15 protein-coding genes are annotated in these 16,421 nt (G+C 37.9%); 8 read left to right on the top strand and 7 right to left on the bottom strand.

All coding sequences use genetic code 11. The annotated features are described in order from the left end of the window. Positions 1 to 576: 576 nt before the first annotated feature. A complete protein-coding gene (locus HMPREF0083_RS21820; protein WP_040304401.1) occupies positions 577 to 1,647 on the bottom strand; it encodes a hypothetical protein in 1,071 nt (356 codons plus the stop codon). A gap of 44 nt (positions 1,648 to 1,691) precedes the next feature. After that, positions 1,692 to 1,907 (bottom strand): helix-turn-helix domain-containing protein, encoded by a 216-nt coding sequence (locus tag HMPREF0083_RS21815; protein WP_021624003.1) that lies wholly within the window; start codon positions 1,905 to 1,907, stop codon positions 1,692 to 1,694. 143 nt (positions 1,908 to 2,050) lie between these two features. On the opposite strand from HMPREF0083_RS21815, the gene HMPREF0083_RS21810 reads away from it, so the two are divergent. After that, entirely contained in the window at positions 2,051 to 3,793 is a 1,743-nt protein-coding gene (locus HMPREF0083_RS21810; protein WP_021624002.1) for an N-6 DNA methylase family protein, read from the top strand. A gap of 295 nt (positions 3,794 to 4,088) precedes the next feature. Here the strand turns inward: HMPREF0083_RS21810 and HMPREF0083_RS27540 are convergent, their stop codons facing one another. The 5 genes from HMPREF0083_RS27540 to HMPREF0083_RS21785 form a co-directional block, all read right to left on the bottom strand. Beyond that, complete coding sequence (locus HMPREF0083_RS27540; RefSeq protein ID WP_021624001.1) at positions 4,089 to 4,343, bottom strand: integrase core domain-containing protein; 255 nt, start codon at positions 4,341 to 4,343, stop codon at positions 4,089 to 4,091. A gap of 85 nt (positions 4,344 to 4,428) precedes the next feature. After that, positions 4,429 to 5,001 (bottom strand): IS3 family transposase, encoded by a 573-nt coding sequence (locus HMPREF0083_RS27535; RefSeq protein ID WP_021624000.1) that lies wholly within the window; start codon positions 4,999 to 5,001, stop codon positions 4,429 to 4,431. Next, on the bottom strand, positions 4,992 to 5,324 hold the full coding sequence (locus tag HMPREF0083_RS21800) for a transposase (RefSeq protein WP_021623999.1): 333 nt from the start codon (positions 5,322 to 5,324) through the stop codon (positions 4,992 to 4,994). The genes HMPREF0083_RS27535 and HMPREF0083_RS21800 overlap by 10 nt, the downstream gene beginning before the upstream one ends. A 409-nt stretch (positions 5,325 to 5,733) precedes the next feature. Further along, positions 5,734 to 6,303 carry a GNAT family N-acetyltransferase gene (locus HMPREF0083_RS21795; RefSeq protein ID WP_021623998.1) on the bottom strand — a complete coding sequence of 190 codons (570 nt, stop codon included), beginning with the start codon at positions 6,301 to 6,303 and terminating at the stop codon, positions 5,734 to 5,736. 292 nt (positions 6,304 to 6,595) lie between these two features. Next, positions 6,596 to 7,966 (bottom strand): serine hydrolase, encoded by a 1,371-nt coding sequence (locus HMPREF0083_RS21785; RefSeq protein ID WP_021623996.1) that lies wholly within the window; start codon positions 7,964 to 7,966, stop codon positions 6,596 to 6,598. An 851-nt stretch (positions 7,967 to 8,817) separates the two neighbouring features. Here HMPREF0083_RS21785 and HMPREF0083_RS21780 point away from each other — a divergent pair. The 7 genes from HMPREF0083_RS21780 to HMPREF0083_RS29115 all read left to right on the top strand — a co-directional run. Further along, complete coding sequence (locus HMPREF0083_RS21780; RefSeq protein WP_021623995.1) at positions 8,818 to 9,399, top strand: RNA polymerase sigma factor; 582 nt, start codon at positions 8,818 to 8,820, stop codon at positions 9,397 to 9,399. After that, positions 9,380 to 11,116, top strand: a complete 1,737-nt coding sequence (locus HMPREF0083_RS21775; protein WP_021623994.1) for a DUF4179 domain-containing protein — start codon at positions 9,380 to 9,382, stop codon at positions 11,114 to 11,116. The genes HMPREF0083_RS21780 and HMPREF0083_RS21775 overlap by 20 nt, the downstream gene beginning before the upstream one ends. A 287-nt stretch (positions 11,117 to 11,403) precedes the next feature. Then, positions 11,404 to 12,540, top strand: a complete 1,137-nt coding sequence (locus tag HMPREF0083_RS21770; protein ID WP_021623993.1) for a serine hydrolase domain-containing protein — start codon at positions 11,404 to 11,406, stop codon at positions 12,538 to 12,540. Positions 12,541 to 12,967: 427 nt separating this feature from the next. After that, positions 12,968 to 13,108, top strand: coding sequence for a dihydrofolate reductase family protein (locus HMPREF0083_RS29515; protein ID WP_021623992.1), 141 nt, complete (start codon positions 12,968 to 12,970; stop codon positions 13,106 to 13,108). A 771-nt stretch (positions 13,109 to 13,879) separates the two neighbouring features. Next, entirely contained in the window at positions 13,880 to 14,254 is a 375-nt protein-coding gene (locus HMPREF0083_RS21760; protein ID WP_021623990.1) for a BlaI/MecI/CopY family transcriptional regulator, read from the top strand. A gap of 13 nt (positions 14,255 to 14,267) precedes the next feature. Next, on the top strand, positions 14,268 to 15,662 hold the full coding sequence (locus HMPREF0083_RS21755; protein WP_051354755.1) for a M56 family metallopeptidase: 1,395 nt from the start codon (positions 14,268 to 14,270) through the stop codon (positions 15,660 to 15,662). 505 nt (positions 15,663 to 16,167) lie between these two features. Next, positions 16,168 to 16,421, top strand: a 254-nt coding sequence (locus tag HMPREF0083_RS29115) for a hypothetical protein (RefSeq protein WP_209421093.1), incomplete at its 3' end; no start/stop codon positions are given.

Here is a 16,421-nt window from a genome sequence, read left to right as displayed (position 1 = left end):
GATTCATTGTGTCCAATCTATTGACAGAGGTTCAAAGTATTGTAATAAAAAAGTTAGCTGTATGGAGGTCTAACAGATATGGAACAAAAAATTGAAAGATATATAGACAATGCTCTTGACAATATTGCTCCTCAACTTTCCTGTTTAGTATTATTTTAGGTATCATACTCATTTTTTCAGGAATTACTTTAATTGTGAAAAAATCTTCAACAAGGAATTTGAGAACAGTTGAATGGATGTGCGTTGGAGTCGGTGCAGTAGCAATTGTAAGTAGTTTAGTGCAGATATGATTTTGGGGTTGGTTTCGTTAGAATAGTCAAGGAGTGATTTTCAACAATCTGGCGCGTTTATTAGGTACGCGTCTTTTGTGCTTTTCTTTGCTGTCATGAAAAATCACCTTTTTAAACACCAATAAAATCAACGTTTTGAATGTAACATATTTTTAAATAGCTTAAGTATATCACTAATTTCTTTAAAGTCCAGTATTTACCGCAAAATGAATGTAACATTTTAGGTATTAAGTTATATTTAGGGAAATAAAAAAGACTAACGTCTATTGACGTCAGTCACTTATCTTCAATCGAAGAAGTCTTTTTTCAAAGGTATTTGTAATTTTGAATTTAAGACTTTACCTTGAAATTGTGGAAAACGTTTAAAAAAGTCTTCTCCTGTTGTTAAAAAGAAGTGTGTTATTCTTACCATACCTTCAATTATTTCTGCAAAAAATATGGCGTATCTAACGTCACAATGTCGAATTTGTCTTCCGTTGATAGCGGGAATATCCAAAACATCTTTACTATCAGGACTAAATAAACCAAGATCAATTGTAGGAGATGTTTGAAGTTTTACCTCTAATAGTTGATGTTTTACATCAGGAAATCTTCCATCATCTTTATAATTTGAATAGCCAAGATGTTGGCAAACAAGTCGGTGAAGTTCAGCACCTCTATTTCTTTCTTGATCCGATCCTAAGTCGGGGAACGATTTGCCGACAATAGCTTTTAACTTTTCAAAGATTGTTTCGATTGATAATAAAGTTTCTGCTGTTGGATAATCAGTAGGATTAGTCGTATAATATGGGGTTTTTGCCTCGGCCACCATTACTGAATCTAAATTTTGAGTATTATTTTCAGAAACAAGTTCAGCCATTTCGTTTCTAAGAATAAGCCTCGCCTGATATTTTTGAGTTAATGTGCCTGTGTTGTCAAGGGACGCTAACATATCTCCTGAAACTACCTTGACTTTTGTAATAATGTTTTCAGTGGAAACCCTAATTAAAACATAACGACGAGAAGATGAAATTTCCTCATTCCAAATTTGAAGATTGTTTGATTTTTGAGTATAAGTGTCAAAATTTTGACCTAGAAATCTTGGCTTTGTTTTCTTAAAAGAAGGTGGAACTGGATAACCTAAAACTTCACAAATTTTTGTTTTTACTACTTTGGAACGAGTTCTTATTGGTAGTGATCCTAATTCTAAACCACAAAGTTCTTCATTAAGTAGTAATTCCAACTCTTTAGAAGGAATCCATAAGTCAGGGTCTCCAATTGGTATTTCATTATAAATACTTAGACCACTTTTAGAAATATTTTTTGTTAATCTTTGGGCGTTTTCTAATATTGCATTATATTGGTTTTCAATCCGCATTATTGTTTTTTCCTTTCTGCTTTTTTTCTTGTTGGGGAAATAGGTCAGTAATCTGAACACCTAGTGCTTCTGCGATTTTTTTTTAAGTTCAAAATGGAAATGTTTCTTTCCCCTCGTTCCACAGCACCGATATATGTACGGTGTAATTGTGAATTAAAAGATAAAGTTTCCTGTGACCAACCTTTTTGTTCTCGTGAAAATCTAATTTTTTGCCCTATTTGTAAAAGGAAATCTTTATTTGAATTTTTTTTAGCTTTCATACTAAAATCTTCCTTTAGTGATGACTTTGTGTCGACAGACTATAAGTAGCATTTTCTGTAGGAGGAAATTTATGTATTGATTTCAAAAGCCCTTAAAACTGTGGTACAATTCCCCTAGTGTACAAGCACTTAGGAGGTTAATAATGGAATTAACAATAGAAGAAATGTTAATTAAACAAAAGGAAACAGGGGCACATTATACACCCACAGATTTAGGAGATATAATTGCTAAAAGACTAATAAATGAACTTAAAAAAAGTGGAATATCAGGAACTAAAAAAATTAGAGGTCTAGATCCTTCATGTGGGGACGGAGAATTATTACTTTCTTTAAATCGAATCGCAAAATTTAATAACATTGATAATATTGAACTTATTGGGATAGATGAAGATAAGGAAGCAATTAAAGAGGCTGATTTTAGACTGAATGAAATGGGGATAAATGACGCTAAATTAACTGCTGGTGATTTTTTAGATATGGTAGATTTGGAAGGTAATCTTTCCTTATTTGATGACGACCTTTCTAAAATTGAACCTGTGGATTTAATTATTGCTAATCCCCCCTATGTAAGAACACAAGTTTTAGGTGCTGATAGGGCACAAAAATTAGCAAAATTATTTAATTTAAAGGGTAGAGTAGATTTATACCATGCCTTTTTAGTAGCTATGACTTTACAATTAAAACCTGGCGGTCTTATAGGGGTAATTACCTCGAATAAATATTTAGCAAATAGTAGTGGGGAATCAATAAGACAATTCTTAGCTGAAAATTACGATATTATTGAAATAATGGATTTAGGAGATACAAAATTATTTAGTGCAGCTGTTCTTCCAGCAATATTTTTCGGAAGAAAAAAAGTAAATAAGGGTATTCGTCAAACTGCCCCAGCAAATTTTTATAAAATTTATGAAGAAACTGATCCAAGTAAGACTGAGGTTTCAATAAAATTTGAAACATTATTCGGGTTATTAGAATCATCAAATACAGGCGTTTTCAATGTAGATGAAAAATTTTATTCTGTTTCCTGTGGAAAATTGATAGTACCTGATAGTTTTAAAGAACCTTGGGTTATGGCAACAGATGAAGAATATAACTGGATTACTAATATCAATAATAATTCCTATTGCACTATTCAAGATTTATGTGATGTTAAGGTTGGAATTAAGACAACTGCTGATAAGGTTTTTATCAAATCGACTTGGGAAGAACTTCCTGATGAAATAAAACCAGAGGTTGAAGTTTTAAAACCTTTAATATCAACAGACCATGCTTCAAAATGGCGTCCATTAGAAAGAATACCGAACCAAAAAATTTTATATACACATGAAAATGTAAATGGCAAGAAAAAAGCTATTGATTTTACCCAATATCCACATGCACTTGCTTATCTTGAAACACATAGAGAAACATTAGAGGGAAGAAAATATGTAATAAAAGCAAAAAGAAATTGGTATGAAATTTGGGTTCCACAAAACCCAGATCATTGGGCATTACCTAAGATAGTTTTTCCAGACATAAGCCCCGAACCCAAATTCTTTTATGAAGATGAAGGGTGTTGTATTGACGGTAATTGTTACTGGATTATTCCAAAAGAAGAAAATAATAATGATATCCTCTTTTTAATTTTAGGAATATCAAACACTAAGTATATGACTAATTACCACGATATTGCATTTAATAATAAACTATATGCTGGTAGAAGACGTTATTTAACTCAGTACGTTAGTAAGTATCCGTTGCCAAATCCTGAAGCGAATTATTCACAAGAAATAATTGATCTTGTCAGGGAATTAGTGTTCCAAAATCCTAATGATGAAAGAAAAATTGAAATAGAAAACCAAATAGAAAATCTTACTGCATTAGCGTTCGGAGTTGAACGTTTATAAAAATCTTTTGTGACCGCCCTTAAAAAGGCGGTTTATTTTATTTTTTAAAGCATTCATCCTAATAAAAGTTAAATAAGAAAAATTTAATAGAATCAATCAAAAACCGGTTTAACCCCTCAATTGTTGAGTTAGACTCCCTTATTCTCGTTTTTTCTCAATCTCTCATTTTCTTCAACAGTTGGTAGGGTAGGCAGATAAAGGTCTAGCGTCAAGGAATTTGCTTGACCCCGGACCTTTATCTGCCTTTGGGTCACCTAGGTCGAAGAAAAGCAATCTGTGCTCATCGTTAGCCTCGCTATACTTTTACGACAAATGGTTTTACTTGTTGCTGCGCTAATGCCTGTCTAAATTCTACAGGTGACAGGTCATATAAACTCCCGTGAATACGGCGTTCGTTGTAGAAAAGCAGATAGTTTGTCACGGTTTTATAGGCGTGTCGGTAGCTTTCAAATTCGTGCCTTTCCAGACACTCCTTCTCCAAAATGCTATGAAAAGCTTCAATGTGAGCGTTTTTGTTAGGTGTTTTCGGTGGAATTCGCTCATGTTCCACCTGAAATGTTTCGCACAACGATTCAAAGATATGGCTAATAAACTGTGGACCGTTATCTGTTCGGATTACAGGACGCTCTTGATGCTCAAATTAAAGCCCGTTGAAGGACTTGGGAAGCGTGTTTTCCTTCACAATTAAGCCTGATATGGTAATCGATGACAGATCGATCATAAACATCTATGAGGGATAACAAGAAGAAGAATCGCTGTTCTCCGGCAATGAACCCATCCTTCACGTCCATTTCCCATAGCTGATTCGAATCCATGATCTCCCGATTGTTCGCAAGCTTGCGAGGGTATTTTCGCTGTTTTTCCCGTTGCGGGTATAACAGGTTCTCTTCCTTCATCAGGCGGTACACTTTCTTTTTGTTGATTTGCAGGCCATGGTCTCGACGCAGACAAACGGTTATTTTCCGGTATCCATATGCGGCTTCTTCGTCCACCAGATACTCATGAATCCACTCTTTGATCTGTTCATCTGCCACGGGTTGTCCATCTGTTTTCATGGAGAAACCGGGGGCGGGACGGCCACCGTTATACACTTTGGGCTTCCCTTGACTCTTGCGACGGGCATAGTAGGTTGCTTCCAAAATGCCGACAATTTTCAAGACGGTCTTGATGGCGTAGCCCAGCTGTATCCACTTGTCGGCTATTTCCATTTTGTCCGATACGCTGGGTTTACCTTTTTTACAAGATCACGGAGGATGGCGATTTCGAGATCCTTTTCTCCAAGCAATTTCTTGAGTTTGTCATTTTCGGTTTCCAACTCTCGAAATTCCCCTGGTGATGGTGTATAGCTGGTAACAGCCTTGGCTTCCGGTGAAGCATTTTGCCAATCAGCGTGCTTGGAATTTCGTATCCACCGATATAACAGTTTCACATCAATACCATGACGACGTGCTACCTGTGTGGTATTACCGGCTTCCTTGGCTTCTTGGACCAACTGTTGTTTAAACTCCAGTGAATAGCGTTTACGTTGCATAAAAAATCCCCCCTCTGTTATTCTAATATCAGCTTAACAAGATAAGGGGGTATGACTCAAATCCAATTTTGGGGCTTTAGAGTTTTTATAAGTATCCATTATTCGGGTTACAGTATCAAAAAATGCACTTTTAAATTATGCCCAATACTAAGGAAAGAAAAAATCAACTCTTTTTAACTTTACTGAGCCCAAATACAGAAAGGCCAATCAGGAGAAACATAAGAATCTGCATATTTAATTGATATATCAGTTTCTAAACTGCCTCCTATTGCATCGGGCTAAATATCTCCGTGTTCTCGTTTTTTTAGCAGGCGGTAAAGGGACATTTGTTTTCTCATAAAAAACCACGCTAAGTGGTTAGTTTGGTATAGCCCTGAGCAGTTACAAAATCTCTGCCAATACGTTTTAATCAGTACAGACTGTATTCCATTTGAATGTCATACGGCTCTTTTTCAGCTAATCGTTGGTTTATTTCTATTGCATCCACGCACCCTACGGACCTATAGAATGCCACTGTTTCTTCTGCTGAATGGGATGAAATGTATAGTTTTTCTGCCCCCCATTTCTTTCCTTGTTCTGCACATTGTGCAAACAGGTTCTTTCCTATTCCATAGCCTCTAAACTCATACGATGTATAGAATTCTGCTATATTCACATATTGATTACGACTTCCAAAAAAGGCGTACGGTAGTGTTGCAAAAGCAATGACATTATTTTGATAAAGAGCTACAAATACACAGCCCCCCTCTCGAATACATTCAGCAAAATGACCCATGATTAATGCATCTTTTTCTCTTTTATCCATTTCTTCGGTAAAAGGATGCTCAATCAGCACCTTCTTATTTTCAATGATTCTCCACACTTTTTTCACTTCTTGAAAACGATTAAAATAATCTAACAATCCTTCTCTAACATCGTCGATGATTAATTGTTTGTATCGGATATCATGATTTATATTCATTTTCTGATCATATGACATACGTTTCCAACTCCTTCATCAATTCAAAAATAAATAAAGACTACGGCTGATACCTAACCATTTACCTTGTCTACTTTATCTAGACGATATGTCATCAAAGCAGGAGGCACAAATTTTCTTTCCTTTATATTCGGTGACGTCTGATACAGAATTGCAGAAGATGCAGGCTGGTTTATACTTGCGCAAGACAATGTACTCCTTGTCTACGAAAATTTCTAAACCGTCTTTTTTAACGATTCCAATTGTTTTCATTTTTTATCTCTTCTCTCCTCTGATAGGGAAGAATTTCCCGCTATTGAATGCGAACCGCTTTCCTGCTTTGTCCTGAACTGTGGAGAATCATTTCAGTTGCTTTGCCAGATTCGTTACGAATGAACTCGACCTGATCAAAGGTAGCCCTTGGGAAAAAACGGGTTTCCGATAAAGGGAGCAGCTCAGTCATTGAAAGCACAGGAAGCTGAAAGAATAGACGAGTCTCTTTTTGTGTAACCTGGATTTCTCCTTCTGGAAAGAGTTGATACGTTCCAATATACTGAGAATAAACGGTTGTATCGATTTCTACCGCTGCTTCTTCCGCTGGAGGAGAGGCAGGAATGGTGTAGGGCCGTTCAAATAAAATATTGTCAATTTCAGCCAGAATCATTTGTTCAAAGGCAGTGTCTTGTTCTATATTATTTAAACAAATTATTGTTTTATCCTCGTCAATATAGCGGATGAAATACGTATGGTAGCCTGGCCAGCCCCCGCTATGACTGACAATTCTTCCTCCTGTTTGATCCTTGGGAAGAAGCCAGCCAAAGCCATAATCAAAGGTTTCCTGGTTATTTAATTTCACCGGGCGAAAAGCTTCTTCCAGCGTGCTTCTCTTCACTAGCTTATCGGTATATAAGGCGCGATCCCAGCGAAGCATGTCGTCTACGTTGGAACTGATTGCACCATCACCCTGAACTCCGTCTAAAAACACAACATAGTCTACACTCGGCACATGATCAGGAAGTTCATACGTATTCGATTCGGCAGCATAAACATGTCCATAAGCATAGTCTTCAATTCTCTCATGCGAATACCGGCGGTTATATACACGAGTATACTGCATTTCCAGAGGTCGGAAAATCTCAGTTTGTAAGAAATCAGCATAGCTCATACGTGATACTCTTTCGATAAGCAAAGCAAGCAGAATATAGGCGGTATTGCCATATTCCCACTGTTCATTCGGTTGAAAACGCACAGGAGGCTGGTCTTCCTTTAGCATGTCTAGTACATCCTTGTTCGTCACAAATTTCGAACGGTCCCATTGCTTCAAGAAGAAGGACATATAATCCGGAAGTCCGGATGTATGTTGTAGCAAATGGCGAATAGTAATTCCAGGGTATGGCAATTCATGTATGTAGTTTTTGACAGGATCATCATAAGAAAGCTTTCCTTGTTCCTGAAGAATCATAATCCCCATTGCTGTAAAAGCTTTAGAAACAGAAGCCAAATCAAAGATCGAGCGGGACGTTAACTTTCGCTCTGTTTTAAAATCGGCTAACCCAAACGCTCCTTTGTAGGTAATTTCCCCTTTTTCCGCAACCAATATCGTTCCGTTAAACTGCTTTTTCTCTGCTAATGTCGAAAATAAATGGTGAAGATTATCTTGTTTTGTTTTCCTGTTGGCGTTCATAAGAATCCCCCTTTCTTTTTCCTTTACGAATAAGCAATCATATCAACCTTGTTTTTTGTAGAATCGATTTTTCAATTTCTTATCATTAATAAACTGAACGGTCGGTCTATGAAAGGATACCACAGTTACTCTCTATAATGGAAGAGTAAATTTTAATTTCCTCCTTTTCGTGGCTACCATTATCCATACATATGTAATACGCTGGGACAAGAGCTTAGCTTAAACGGACATTATTCTAGACCCATAAAATGATGAAGTAAATTTTCTCTCTTTATTCAGTAAAGAGGGTCAAAATGGAGGGCTACGAATGAAAAAATACAAGGAATCGTCGCTGTTTGAGCACCATTGTTTATTATCCATCAATTCGAGTGCTTGTACTTTGTAGACAGTAGGGCAGATTTCACAGCAGTATTTGAACGAGATTCGTCGAAAACTGATTAAGAGAATGACATGAGAATTGTACAGCGATGAGCTTATAGGCGCATAGGTTTACATTTCTGATACAATCGCCATTTTTGAGTGTGAAAATAAGGTGTGATAGGATGAGCACAAGGGAAAAAGCAAGTGAAGGGACCGTTCCGGTGGAGCGGTTTTTTCTGTTTTAAAAAATATTTATCATACAGAGATCGTTTAAATAGGGTGGAAATAAACGAATAATCAAAAGAAATCAAAGGTGATTTGTGTATCTTAATGGATTGAAATACAAATAGGAAAGTGAATTCAAGGCTTCGTACATTATTTCATAAAAAATTTTAAAAAGCGAGAAAGATATTCTAAATCTATACGTTATAGCTAATGAACAAGTAAAAGGTAAAGGCTGTACAGCATCACTTTTGGAGAGGAGGACAAACATGTCTAGCGATCAGGAGCTGATTGAACTCGTTTTACAAGGAAATAAACAGGCGTACAGTCAGATTGTAGACCGATACAAAGGAAAGATGTACTTCTTTTTGTACGGAATGATAGGTCGACCACAAGATGCGCAGGATTTAGCGCAAGAAGTATTTATTAAAGCATACTTCCACATACATAGCTATAAACCTGATTACAGCTTTTCGTCCTGGCTATACCGTATTGCAACCAATCACTGTCTGGATGAACTGCGAAAACAAAAACGTGTCCAATGTATCCGTCAGGAAAACGGGAGTCATGAGGAGAATTCATTCGCCCATCATAGAACACCGGAATCCATTTATTTGGAAAAAGAACGAAATGCTGTTTTACATAAATATATTATGGAGCTTGATGAAAGCTATCGAGCGGTGCTTGTACTTCGTTATATTGAACATCTTAGCTATAAGGAAATCAGCCACATTCTTGATGTACCAGTAACTACGGTACAAATGCGCCTTTACCGGGCACATAAAAAATTGCGTAAACTCCTGAAAATTACCGAAAAGGGAGGGACAGACCATGAACTGTGTGAAATCTAAGCAATTAGAAAAATACTTCGAGGAACAGCTAACACCGTTAGAAAGCAGACAGTTGGAGGAGCATGTTGCAGGGTGTAGCTATTGTAGAGATCTGCTTCACATGAAGCTTGAGGATTTGCAGGAATTCGAAGTTGTACTGAATGAAATCTCCCCCTTACCGAATGCCTTTACTTATGAAATTGAAAGTAAAATAAAGGCAAGAGAAGTAGACGATTTGGAAAACCGTAGAAAAAAGAAAGGGTTACATATTGTAAAAAAATTAACCCTTGCTGCAGCAGGACTCGCAGCAGCCATTTCTTTAGGGGTTTTTGTTTCTCCAACATTTGCAAGCTATGTAAACAGCTTGTTTAACATTGAGAAATATGGCTATGAAGGTGCCAAAATTGCCGCCGAAAAGGGGTTTTCGCAGAAGCTTGATATGAAAGTCGTGGACAAAGGCATCACGATTGAAGCAAAAGAAATCCTCGTTGATTCTCTTGCCCTTGCAGTAATTGTCGATGCCAAAGATCAAAATGGTAAAAAAATACCTCCTGATGACCTTTTACAAGGTGTACAAAAATCAATCCTTACAGACAAATCAGAAAAAAAACAGTTTGAACGTACAGAGCCTGATGACTCTGACTGGTACTGTACACAGTATGGTGATTATATCATCTTAACACGTGATATGCAGGGTATTTTTACGGAGCAGAATCCCATGCCTGCCGAGATGCTTGTTCACCTTACCTTCAATAAAATCGGTAATACAGAAGGAAAATGGCAGCTTAAAATCCCGGTGGATATGACGAAAGCAAATGTGGCTACCAAGCAAATTTCCGTTAATGAAAAATACACATCACCACAGGGAGTGTCCCTTAATCTCAAGGATATAGAAATTCTTCCTAGCGCAACGCTCGTATCAGTTGAAGCGAAACAAACAAAAGAGTTAGAGGAGAAAATACAAAGCATTTCCAAGGAAAAGGGATTTCGTGATGATTTCAACGATTTTAAGAAAGGTGACGATCTTACGCCTTTCCATGCTGCTGATGCTTTGAAAAACACTGGATTTGCCTATCAACTCCTTGATGAACGGGGCACTGTTATCGCCGGTCGGGATGATTTTGGTGTACCTAAAGCGATAAGTATAGATACAGGAAGTATGCAGGGTGGTTACTCACAAAATAACTATACATTTAGGAATTCGTTTTTGCCGATTCGAGATACAAAGAAGCTTACATTTAAACTGCATGCGATCTATACGAATGAAGCGACAAATTTCCAGGCCAGGTTAAATCTATCCAATCTTAGCAGGAAACCATTCACTAAGAAGGATGCATTCGGAAACACATTCACATTCAAAGGGTTCAAATTAAAAGAATGGGAATTGAACAATGTAGATGCCTCCATAAAAGAAGAAATTAAAGTTAAAGGTGGGCTCATTACGTATGAGGCAACATTAGCCAGGGATATTATGAGTACCGATGTCTGGTCGGCAAAGGACGAAACAGGAAAAGTACATGAGGTATATTCAGGTGGCTACCTGGTGGCTCATGGTGACAAGGATCAAACACTGGTAACCAAAACAACGAAAGACGAAAAGGGCCTTGTACACATCGAAGGAGTAATGGCTATTGAAGACATAGAACATCAGCCGAAGGAACTTACCCTGAGCTATCATACTGTAAAAAAACAGCACCGGGATGTTGATTGGAAGGTGGACATTCCTCTGGACAAATAAAGGAGAGCCGCCCCTGTTTGTTCTATGTAAGAGTCACCCCCAAAACGAAAAAATAAACTTCCTTGTTACAAGAAAGCCTAACAATTTCGTTCTAGGGGTGCAATGAAATTTTAACTTAATAGGCATGGGAGTTAAGCTACAAAGATCAGTCACCTGAATAGAAGGAGTGGGATGCAAGAAGGACAGTAGAAAGCGAAATGGGTTACGACATATATGAGCTTTCATCTAAAAAATGGATAAACGTTGCACCATATTATTTGTGTAAATCAATTATTGGAGGGAAATAAATGGAGTCGATCCAAGCAAGAGTTCGTTCAATGATTCAAGAACATATGGAAAAAAATCAATCCGTAGGCATAAGTGTTGCGGTCGTACAAAACGAAAATACCATACTTTCCGAAGGCTTTGGTAACGCTCAAATTCACGAATATACAATTCCTATGACAGCCGATACACTTATGAATCTTCAAAGTGTCTCAAAAATAATACTCGCTATCTCCATTATGCAATTAGTGGAAAAGGGAGAAATTCAGTTAGATGCTCCTGTAGTGAAATACGTACCGTACTTCCAAACAAAAAACAAAGAAATCTCAAATGAAATAACCATTAAACATCTATTAACCCACACCACAGGATTTCCGCAAAACATTGGCATCACACATATGATAGCTCCCAATGCAAAAGCAATTTTTTCGGATACACCTGATGAATACGAGGAAGCATTATCTTACTATGGTTTAACGGAAGAAGAAGTATTAAGGATAAGAAATCGTGAGGATATAACAAAATGGTTCGCTGCATTCGAACTAACAAGGAAACCGGGAGGGGAGTGGGAGTACTTTACTGCGGGATATACACTATTAGCTGATGTATTAGAAAAAGTAACAAAGATGAAGTGGGAAGCGTACATTCAAAAATACATTTTTGAGCCTTTGGAAATGAATGACACGACAACGTATATGAAAGAGTATATAAACAGTAACCAAAAAGCACAGTATTATTTACTGGAGGGACTAAAACAAACCCCTCTTCCACTAAATCAACTAGCGGCACCTAGTGGATTTGTTTATTCTACAGCGAATGATATGGCGAAATTTATGAGTTGCCTAATAGACGGTCAATCTCGTACGCTACTTGACTCATCTTACCTGAAAGAAATGATGAAGCCGCACGTACGAGTATGTTCTGAATGGGAGAGAGAAGGGAATCCGACGTACTATGGGTATGGTTTTTTTGTAGAAGAATTCCAAGGGACTACGCTAGTAGAGCATGATGGCTCTCAACTTGGAGTAAGAGCGATTATTTCTATGGTTCCTTCTGCCAGAATTGCTGTAGCAGTCTTGATGAATTGTGATGACAAGCATTATTATCAGTTAGCTAGAAATATATTACGGCTGCTGCTTGACGATAAAAAAGAGAAATAAAAGGCGATTTGCGTATCTTGTGATGGATTGAAACATAAATAGGATGCAATCCAGAAAAGCGCAAATGAGAAAGTGAATTCAAGGCTTCGTACATTATTTCATAAAAAATTTTAAAAAACGAGAAAGAAATCCTGAAATTGTACGTTATAGCTAATGAATAGGCAAAAAAGAAGAAGGTACATAACATCCTTTTTGGAGGGGATAAACATCAAGAGTGGATTAAGCTAGTTTTAAGTATAAACACACCTGTTGATTATCCACTCTGGACCATACTGGATATGTTGGCAGACTCAATTTTGGACACAGAGAACCAAGAGTGCAAAAATAAAACAAACGCATTCTACATCGAACTCCAATCCATTCAGCTTACTCGTGAATAGGGGGAATCGGTGACACAAACTGCCTAGGAATTGGGGCTGAGTGAGAATTGAAAGAACAAGAAGGCTCTAAAATTTGGATTGTTGGTGGAGCCGAGATTCTTGACGTACTCTTAAAAGGAAAACTGGTTGATGAGTTTATCATCGCGATAATACCAACGATTTTGGGTAAAGGGATTCCCCTGTTTTAAAGAGAATAATCCGGAATTGAAACTTTTTTTGACAGGGACAAAACGTTTTGGTCAAATTGTTCAGCTTCATTACGTAGTGAAAAATGAGATGAAACCATAAAATGAAATCCCGAAGGTTGAATATTTCGACTGAAGCGGTGTTTTAAATGCGAGTTTGTTATTTCCATTCTCATGCCTTTTATTTTGTGAAAGACTACTCTGCTTGTTGCGCAGAGCAGTTCTAGAAATAGAGGGAGAGACTAATTGGTTTGTTTTTCTTTCGTTTTTTTCTCAAAAATAGGGACACCATAACCGCAATGTATAGAAATGATGAAGCCAAGTATAAACGTGTCGCTATAGCCCGCAAATGATACAGTTAATTGTTCGGTTACATCACTTTTATCGGTGAAATGCGCCAATGGTTCCGACAGAAGAAAGGCTAGCATCTCACATTTATCTCACAGATAATACATGGTTTGACATTATCCCAGGTAGAAGTATGAATGAAGCATGGATGCTCTCAACTCTTCATGTTTCCCGAAGAAAATACGTTTCATGCTGTCTTAATACCGCTACATTCGTTCGTATGTCCATGTATAGGTTCGCCCTCCTTATTATTCCACATCAAACCACTACGAGATATAGTGGAACTATATTACTACGCCATGTAGTAAAATTCAAGGTACGCTCCTCTTGACAACTTACTACAAACTGTAGTAAGTTCATGTTACTACAAGTTGTAGTAAAGGAGTTGTTATGGACGCATAACGACAAGTAAAGAGGTGTACACCCATGAAAAATGTTCAAAAGTTGTCTGATACTGAAATGGAACTCATGGAGGTGATTTGGGAATGTGACCCTCCTGTCACATCGACCGAATTGCTGCGTATTTTCACTCAACGGGGTAAGGTGTGGAAGGCACAAACGATTTCTACCTTCCTATCGAGATTAGTGGACAAAGGCGTGCTAGAAGCTACAAGGCATGGCCGAACGAACAAGTATGTTTCCCGTATATCGCCGAAAGATTACAAACTAGCGGAGGCACAACATGTACTGGACGGGTTATACCAAGGATCGGTTAAAAATTTAATCGCTGCCTTGTATGACGGCGACAAGCTTTCGGACGAAGATATTACAGAGCTGAAGCAATGGTTTTCAGGAAAGTAGGTGCATGCAGTATATGAGTAAACTTCTAGAACTGCTCGTCTCCCTTTCCGTTGCAGGAAGTACCGCTGTAGCCTGTATTCTCCTGTTGCGGCTCATTTCACCAGGCGTCTTCCCTTCGAAATGGCGATATGCGATTGGAAAAATGGCAATAGGGCTATATCTTCTGCCCGTAGCCCTTGTTATGCAATGGCCTTTGCCATTCTTCATTCCGAAGCAAACGACAACCGTACCTATACCTGAATTACCTTCGAGTGTGCATGAAATACAGCCCGGCCTATCCACAGTGGCCATTCCGGAACTGAATCTTTCTGCCGATGTAGCTCTCGTCTTTCTGAGTATTTGGGGAACAGGAGTTTTTGCTTTTGCCATATGGCAGGTTTATTGTTATCGCAGGTTTATAAAAAAATTACAGCAAACCCGTTCGCCTGTGCCGGAGAATAGCGAAGCAGCCAAACAACTAACCATGATGAAGGAAGTTCTCGGCATGCAAGGCAACGTCCGACTTGCTCATAGTTCTGCTGTTCGGAGTCCTATTCTTGTCGGGCTATGGAGACCGACCATTTACCTTCCTATGGAGAATTTAGCAAATGTGGACATAACTATGGTGATTCATCATGAGTTGATTCACTTGAAACGAAAAGACTTATGGGTCAAGGCGATTACCTTGGCAGCAAGTGCCCTGCATTGGTTTAATCCCTTGGTTTACATTCTCCGGAAAGACATTCATACGTGGAGTGAGCTGTCCTGTGACGAAGAAGTCGTGAAGGAGATGTCCTATACCGAGCGAAAACGATACGGTGAAACGCTCCTGAACGTGATGACAGGTTCGAGGGGAATGCCCGCTCGATTTTTCGCTTCCTTATCCAGCGAAGGAAAACAATTGAAAAGGAGATTAACGCTCATGCTTAATGTGAAAAAACTGAAAAAACATACGATAATTATGAGCGCAGCGGCAGTCATTGCTGTTGGAATAATTGGTACATCGACAGCCGCCTGGGCAGCTAAGATAACACCCAAGGTCAATACTGATACTAATCAAACCATTGAAGGTACAGGTGATTCTATACGATATGACGGTGTACAATTCTTGAAATACAGTGCTCTTACGCCTGATGAACAAAAATTCGTAACTGAAAAAGGAATAGGGGGGCTATATGCTCTTGAAGGTCATGAGCGCTTGATGCATTTTACTGAGCTGACACCTGATGAACAAAGGCAGCTCACTAAAGAGGACGGGTATTATTCACCTGAGAGCATTGCGAGAATAAAAGAATCTTCCGTTACAATAACACATCAGGAAGATCCGTCGATTCCTCTAGGAACTTCAATGACAATAAGGAGTGTGACTCCCGAAGAAAGGGCTGTATTTAAGAAAAGGGAAGAGGAAGCAAGAGCAGGGGATCAATAAATACAAGCTCCAATAACATCTTAATCATCACTAACGCTAGCCCATTCAAAATATGCAGACTTTGAATTCTCTTCGTTTCTATGGGTCATAGAGAAAGAATAGCTGGGGGTATTTGTTGCTTATAGCCTGATGGCGATGTGCAGGCCCCCTTTTATTAATGAATAAGGCGCAAACAAGGCATATGTTTATCAACCATGTAGGCTACATTTCCATGATTAACGAAAATAATCGTTCAAGTTTTATATTCTAAAGGGTTAAAAGTAATCGTAAACTTACGAATTAGCATACTTTTTTTGTTATATAATGAAATATATAGTAAAGCATCATCGATAAGTGCAAAGGAGCATTTCTCAAACTACAGACTCCACTTTGATTGTAGGCGTAGATATTGCAAAGCATAACCATGGGGCACGAGCATACGATGATCAAGGACTGGTGCATGTGAAACCTTTTGTCATTTTAAACGTATTTCTTTGTAAATACTTTATGGGGAATGTGGATAATATTGGGGATTATACTAGATTTTTTATTGGCAATTACACCAGATTCGTTGAATCTTGCTACTTATATACCTTTTCTAAAGGTTAATGAAGAAGATATAGGTAGAAATCTAAAGCATTTAAGAAAATATCAATGGTTCCAAAACTATCTTAATGATGAACAGTATAGGGAACTAATCATCCACAATAAAGATGTTCGTCAAGCTATTGGGAAATTCAAAAGCAATAAACTTGAGAAGGATTCCTATAACATGAAGTG

Source organism: Aneurinibacillus aneurinilyticus ATCC 12856, assembly GCF_000466385.1.
Classification (GTDB): Bacteria; Bacillota; Bacilli; order Aneurinibacillales; family Aneurinibacillaceae; genus Aneurinibacillus; species Aneurinibacillus aneurinilyticus.
The sequence above is the reverse complement of the archived record's forward strand: the minus strand, read 5'-3'. Positions and strand labels throughout refer to the sequence as shown.

Excerpts from the sequence above, each read along its gene's own strand:
- HMPREF0083_RS21810 (WP_021624002.1), top strand. The coding sequence starts at position 2,051 with ATGGAATTAACAATAGAAGAAATGTTAATTAAACAAAAGGAAACAGGG.
- HMPREF0083_RS21815 (WP_021624003.1), bottom strand. The coding sequence starts at position 1,907 with ATGAAAGCTAAAAAAAATTCAAATAAAGATTTCCTTTTACAAATAGGG.
- HMPREF0083_RS21800 (WP_021623999.1), bottom strand. The coding sequence starts at position 5,324 with ATGCAACGTAAACGCTATTCACTGGAGTTTAAACAACAGTTGGTCCAA.
- HMPREF0083_RS21820 (WP_040304401.1), bottom strand. The coding sequence starts at position 1,647 with ATGCGGATTGAAAACCAATATAATGCAATATTAGAAAACGCCCAAAGA.
- HMPREF0083_RS27535 (WP_021624000.1), bottom strand. The coding sequence starts at position 5,001 with ATGGAAATAGCCGACAAGTGGATACAGCTGGGCTACGCCATCAAGACC.
- HMPREF0083_RS21755 (WP_051354755.1), top strand. The coding sequence starts at position 14,268 with ATGAGTAAACTTCTAGAACTGCTCGTCTCCCTTTCCGTTGCAGGAAGT.
- HMPREF0083_RS21775 (WP_021623994.1), top strand. The coding sequence starts at position 9,380 with ATGAACTGTGTGAAATCTAAGCAATTAGAAAAATACTTCGAGGAACAG.
- HMPREF0083_RS21760 (WP_021623990.1), top strand. The coding sequence starts at position 13,880 with ATGAAAAATGTTCAAAAGTTGTCTGATACTGAAATGGAACTCATGGAG.
- HMPREF0083_RS21780 (WP_021623995.1), top strand. The coding sequence starts at position 8,818 with ATGTCTAGCGATCAGGAGCTGATTGAACTCGTTTTACAAGGAAATAAA.
- HMPREF0083_RS21785 (WP_021623996.1), bottom strand. The coding sequence starts at position 7,966 with ATGAACGCCAACAGGAAAACAAAACAAGATAATCTTCACCATTTATTT.
- HMPREF0083_RS21795 (WP_021623998.1), bottom strand. The coding sequence starts at position 6,303 with ATGTCATATGATCAGAAAATGAATATAAATCATGATATCCGATACAAA.
- HMPREF0083_RS21770 (WP_021623993.1), top strand. The coding sequence starts at position 11,404 with ATGGAGTCGATCCAAGCAAGAGTTCGTTCAATGATTCAAGAACATATG.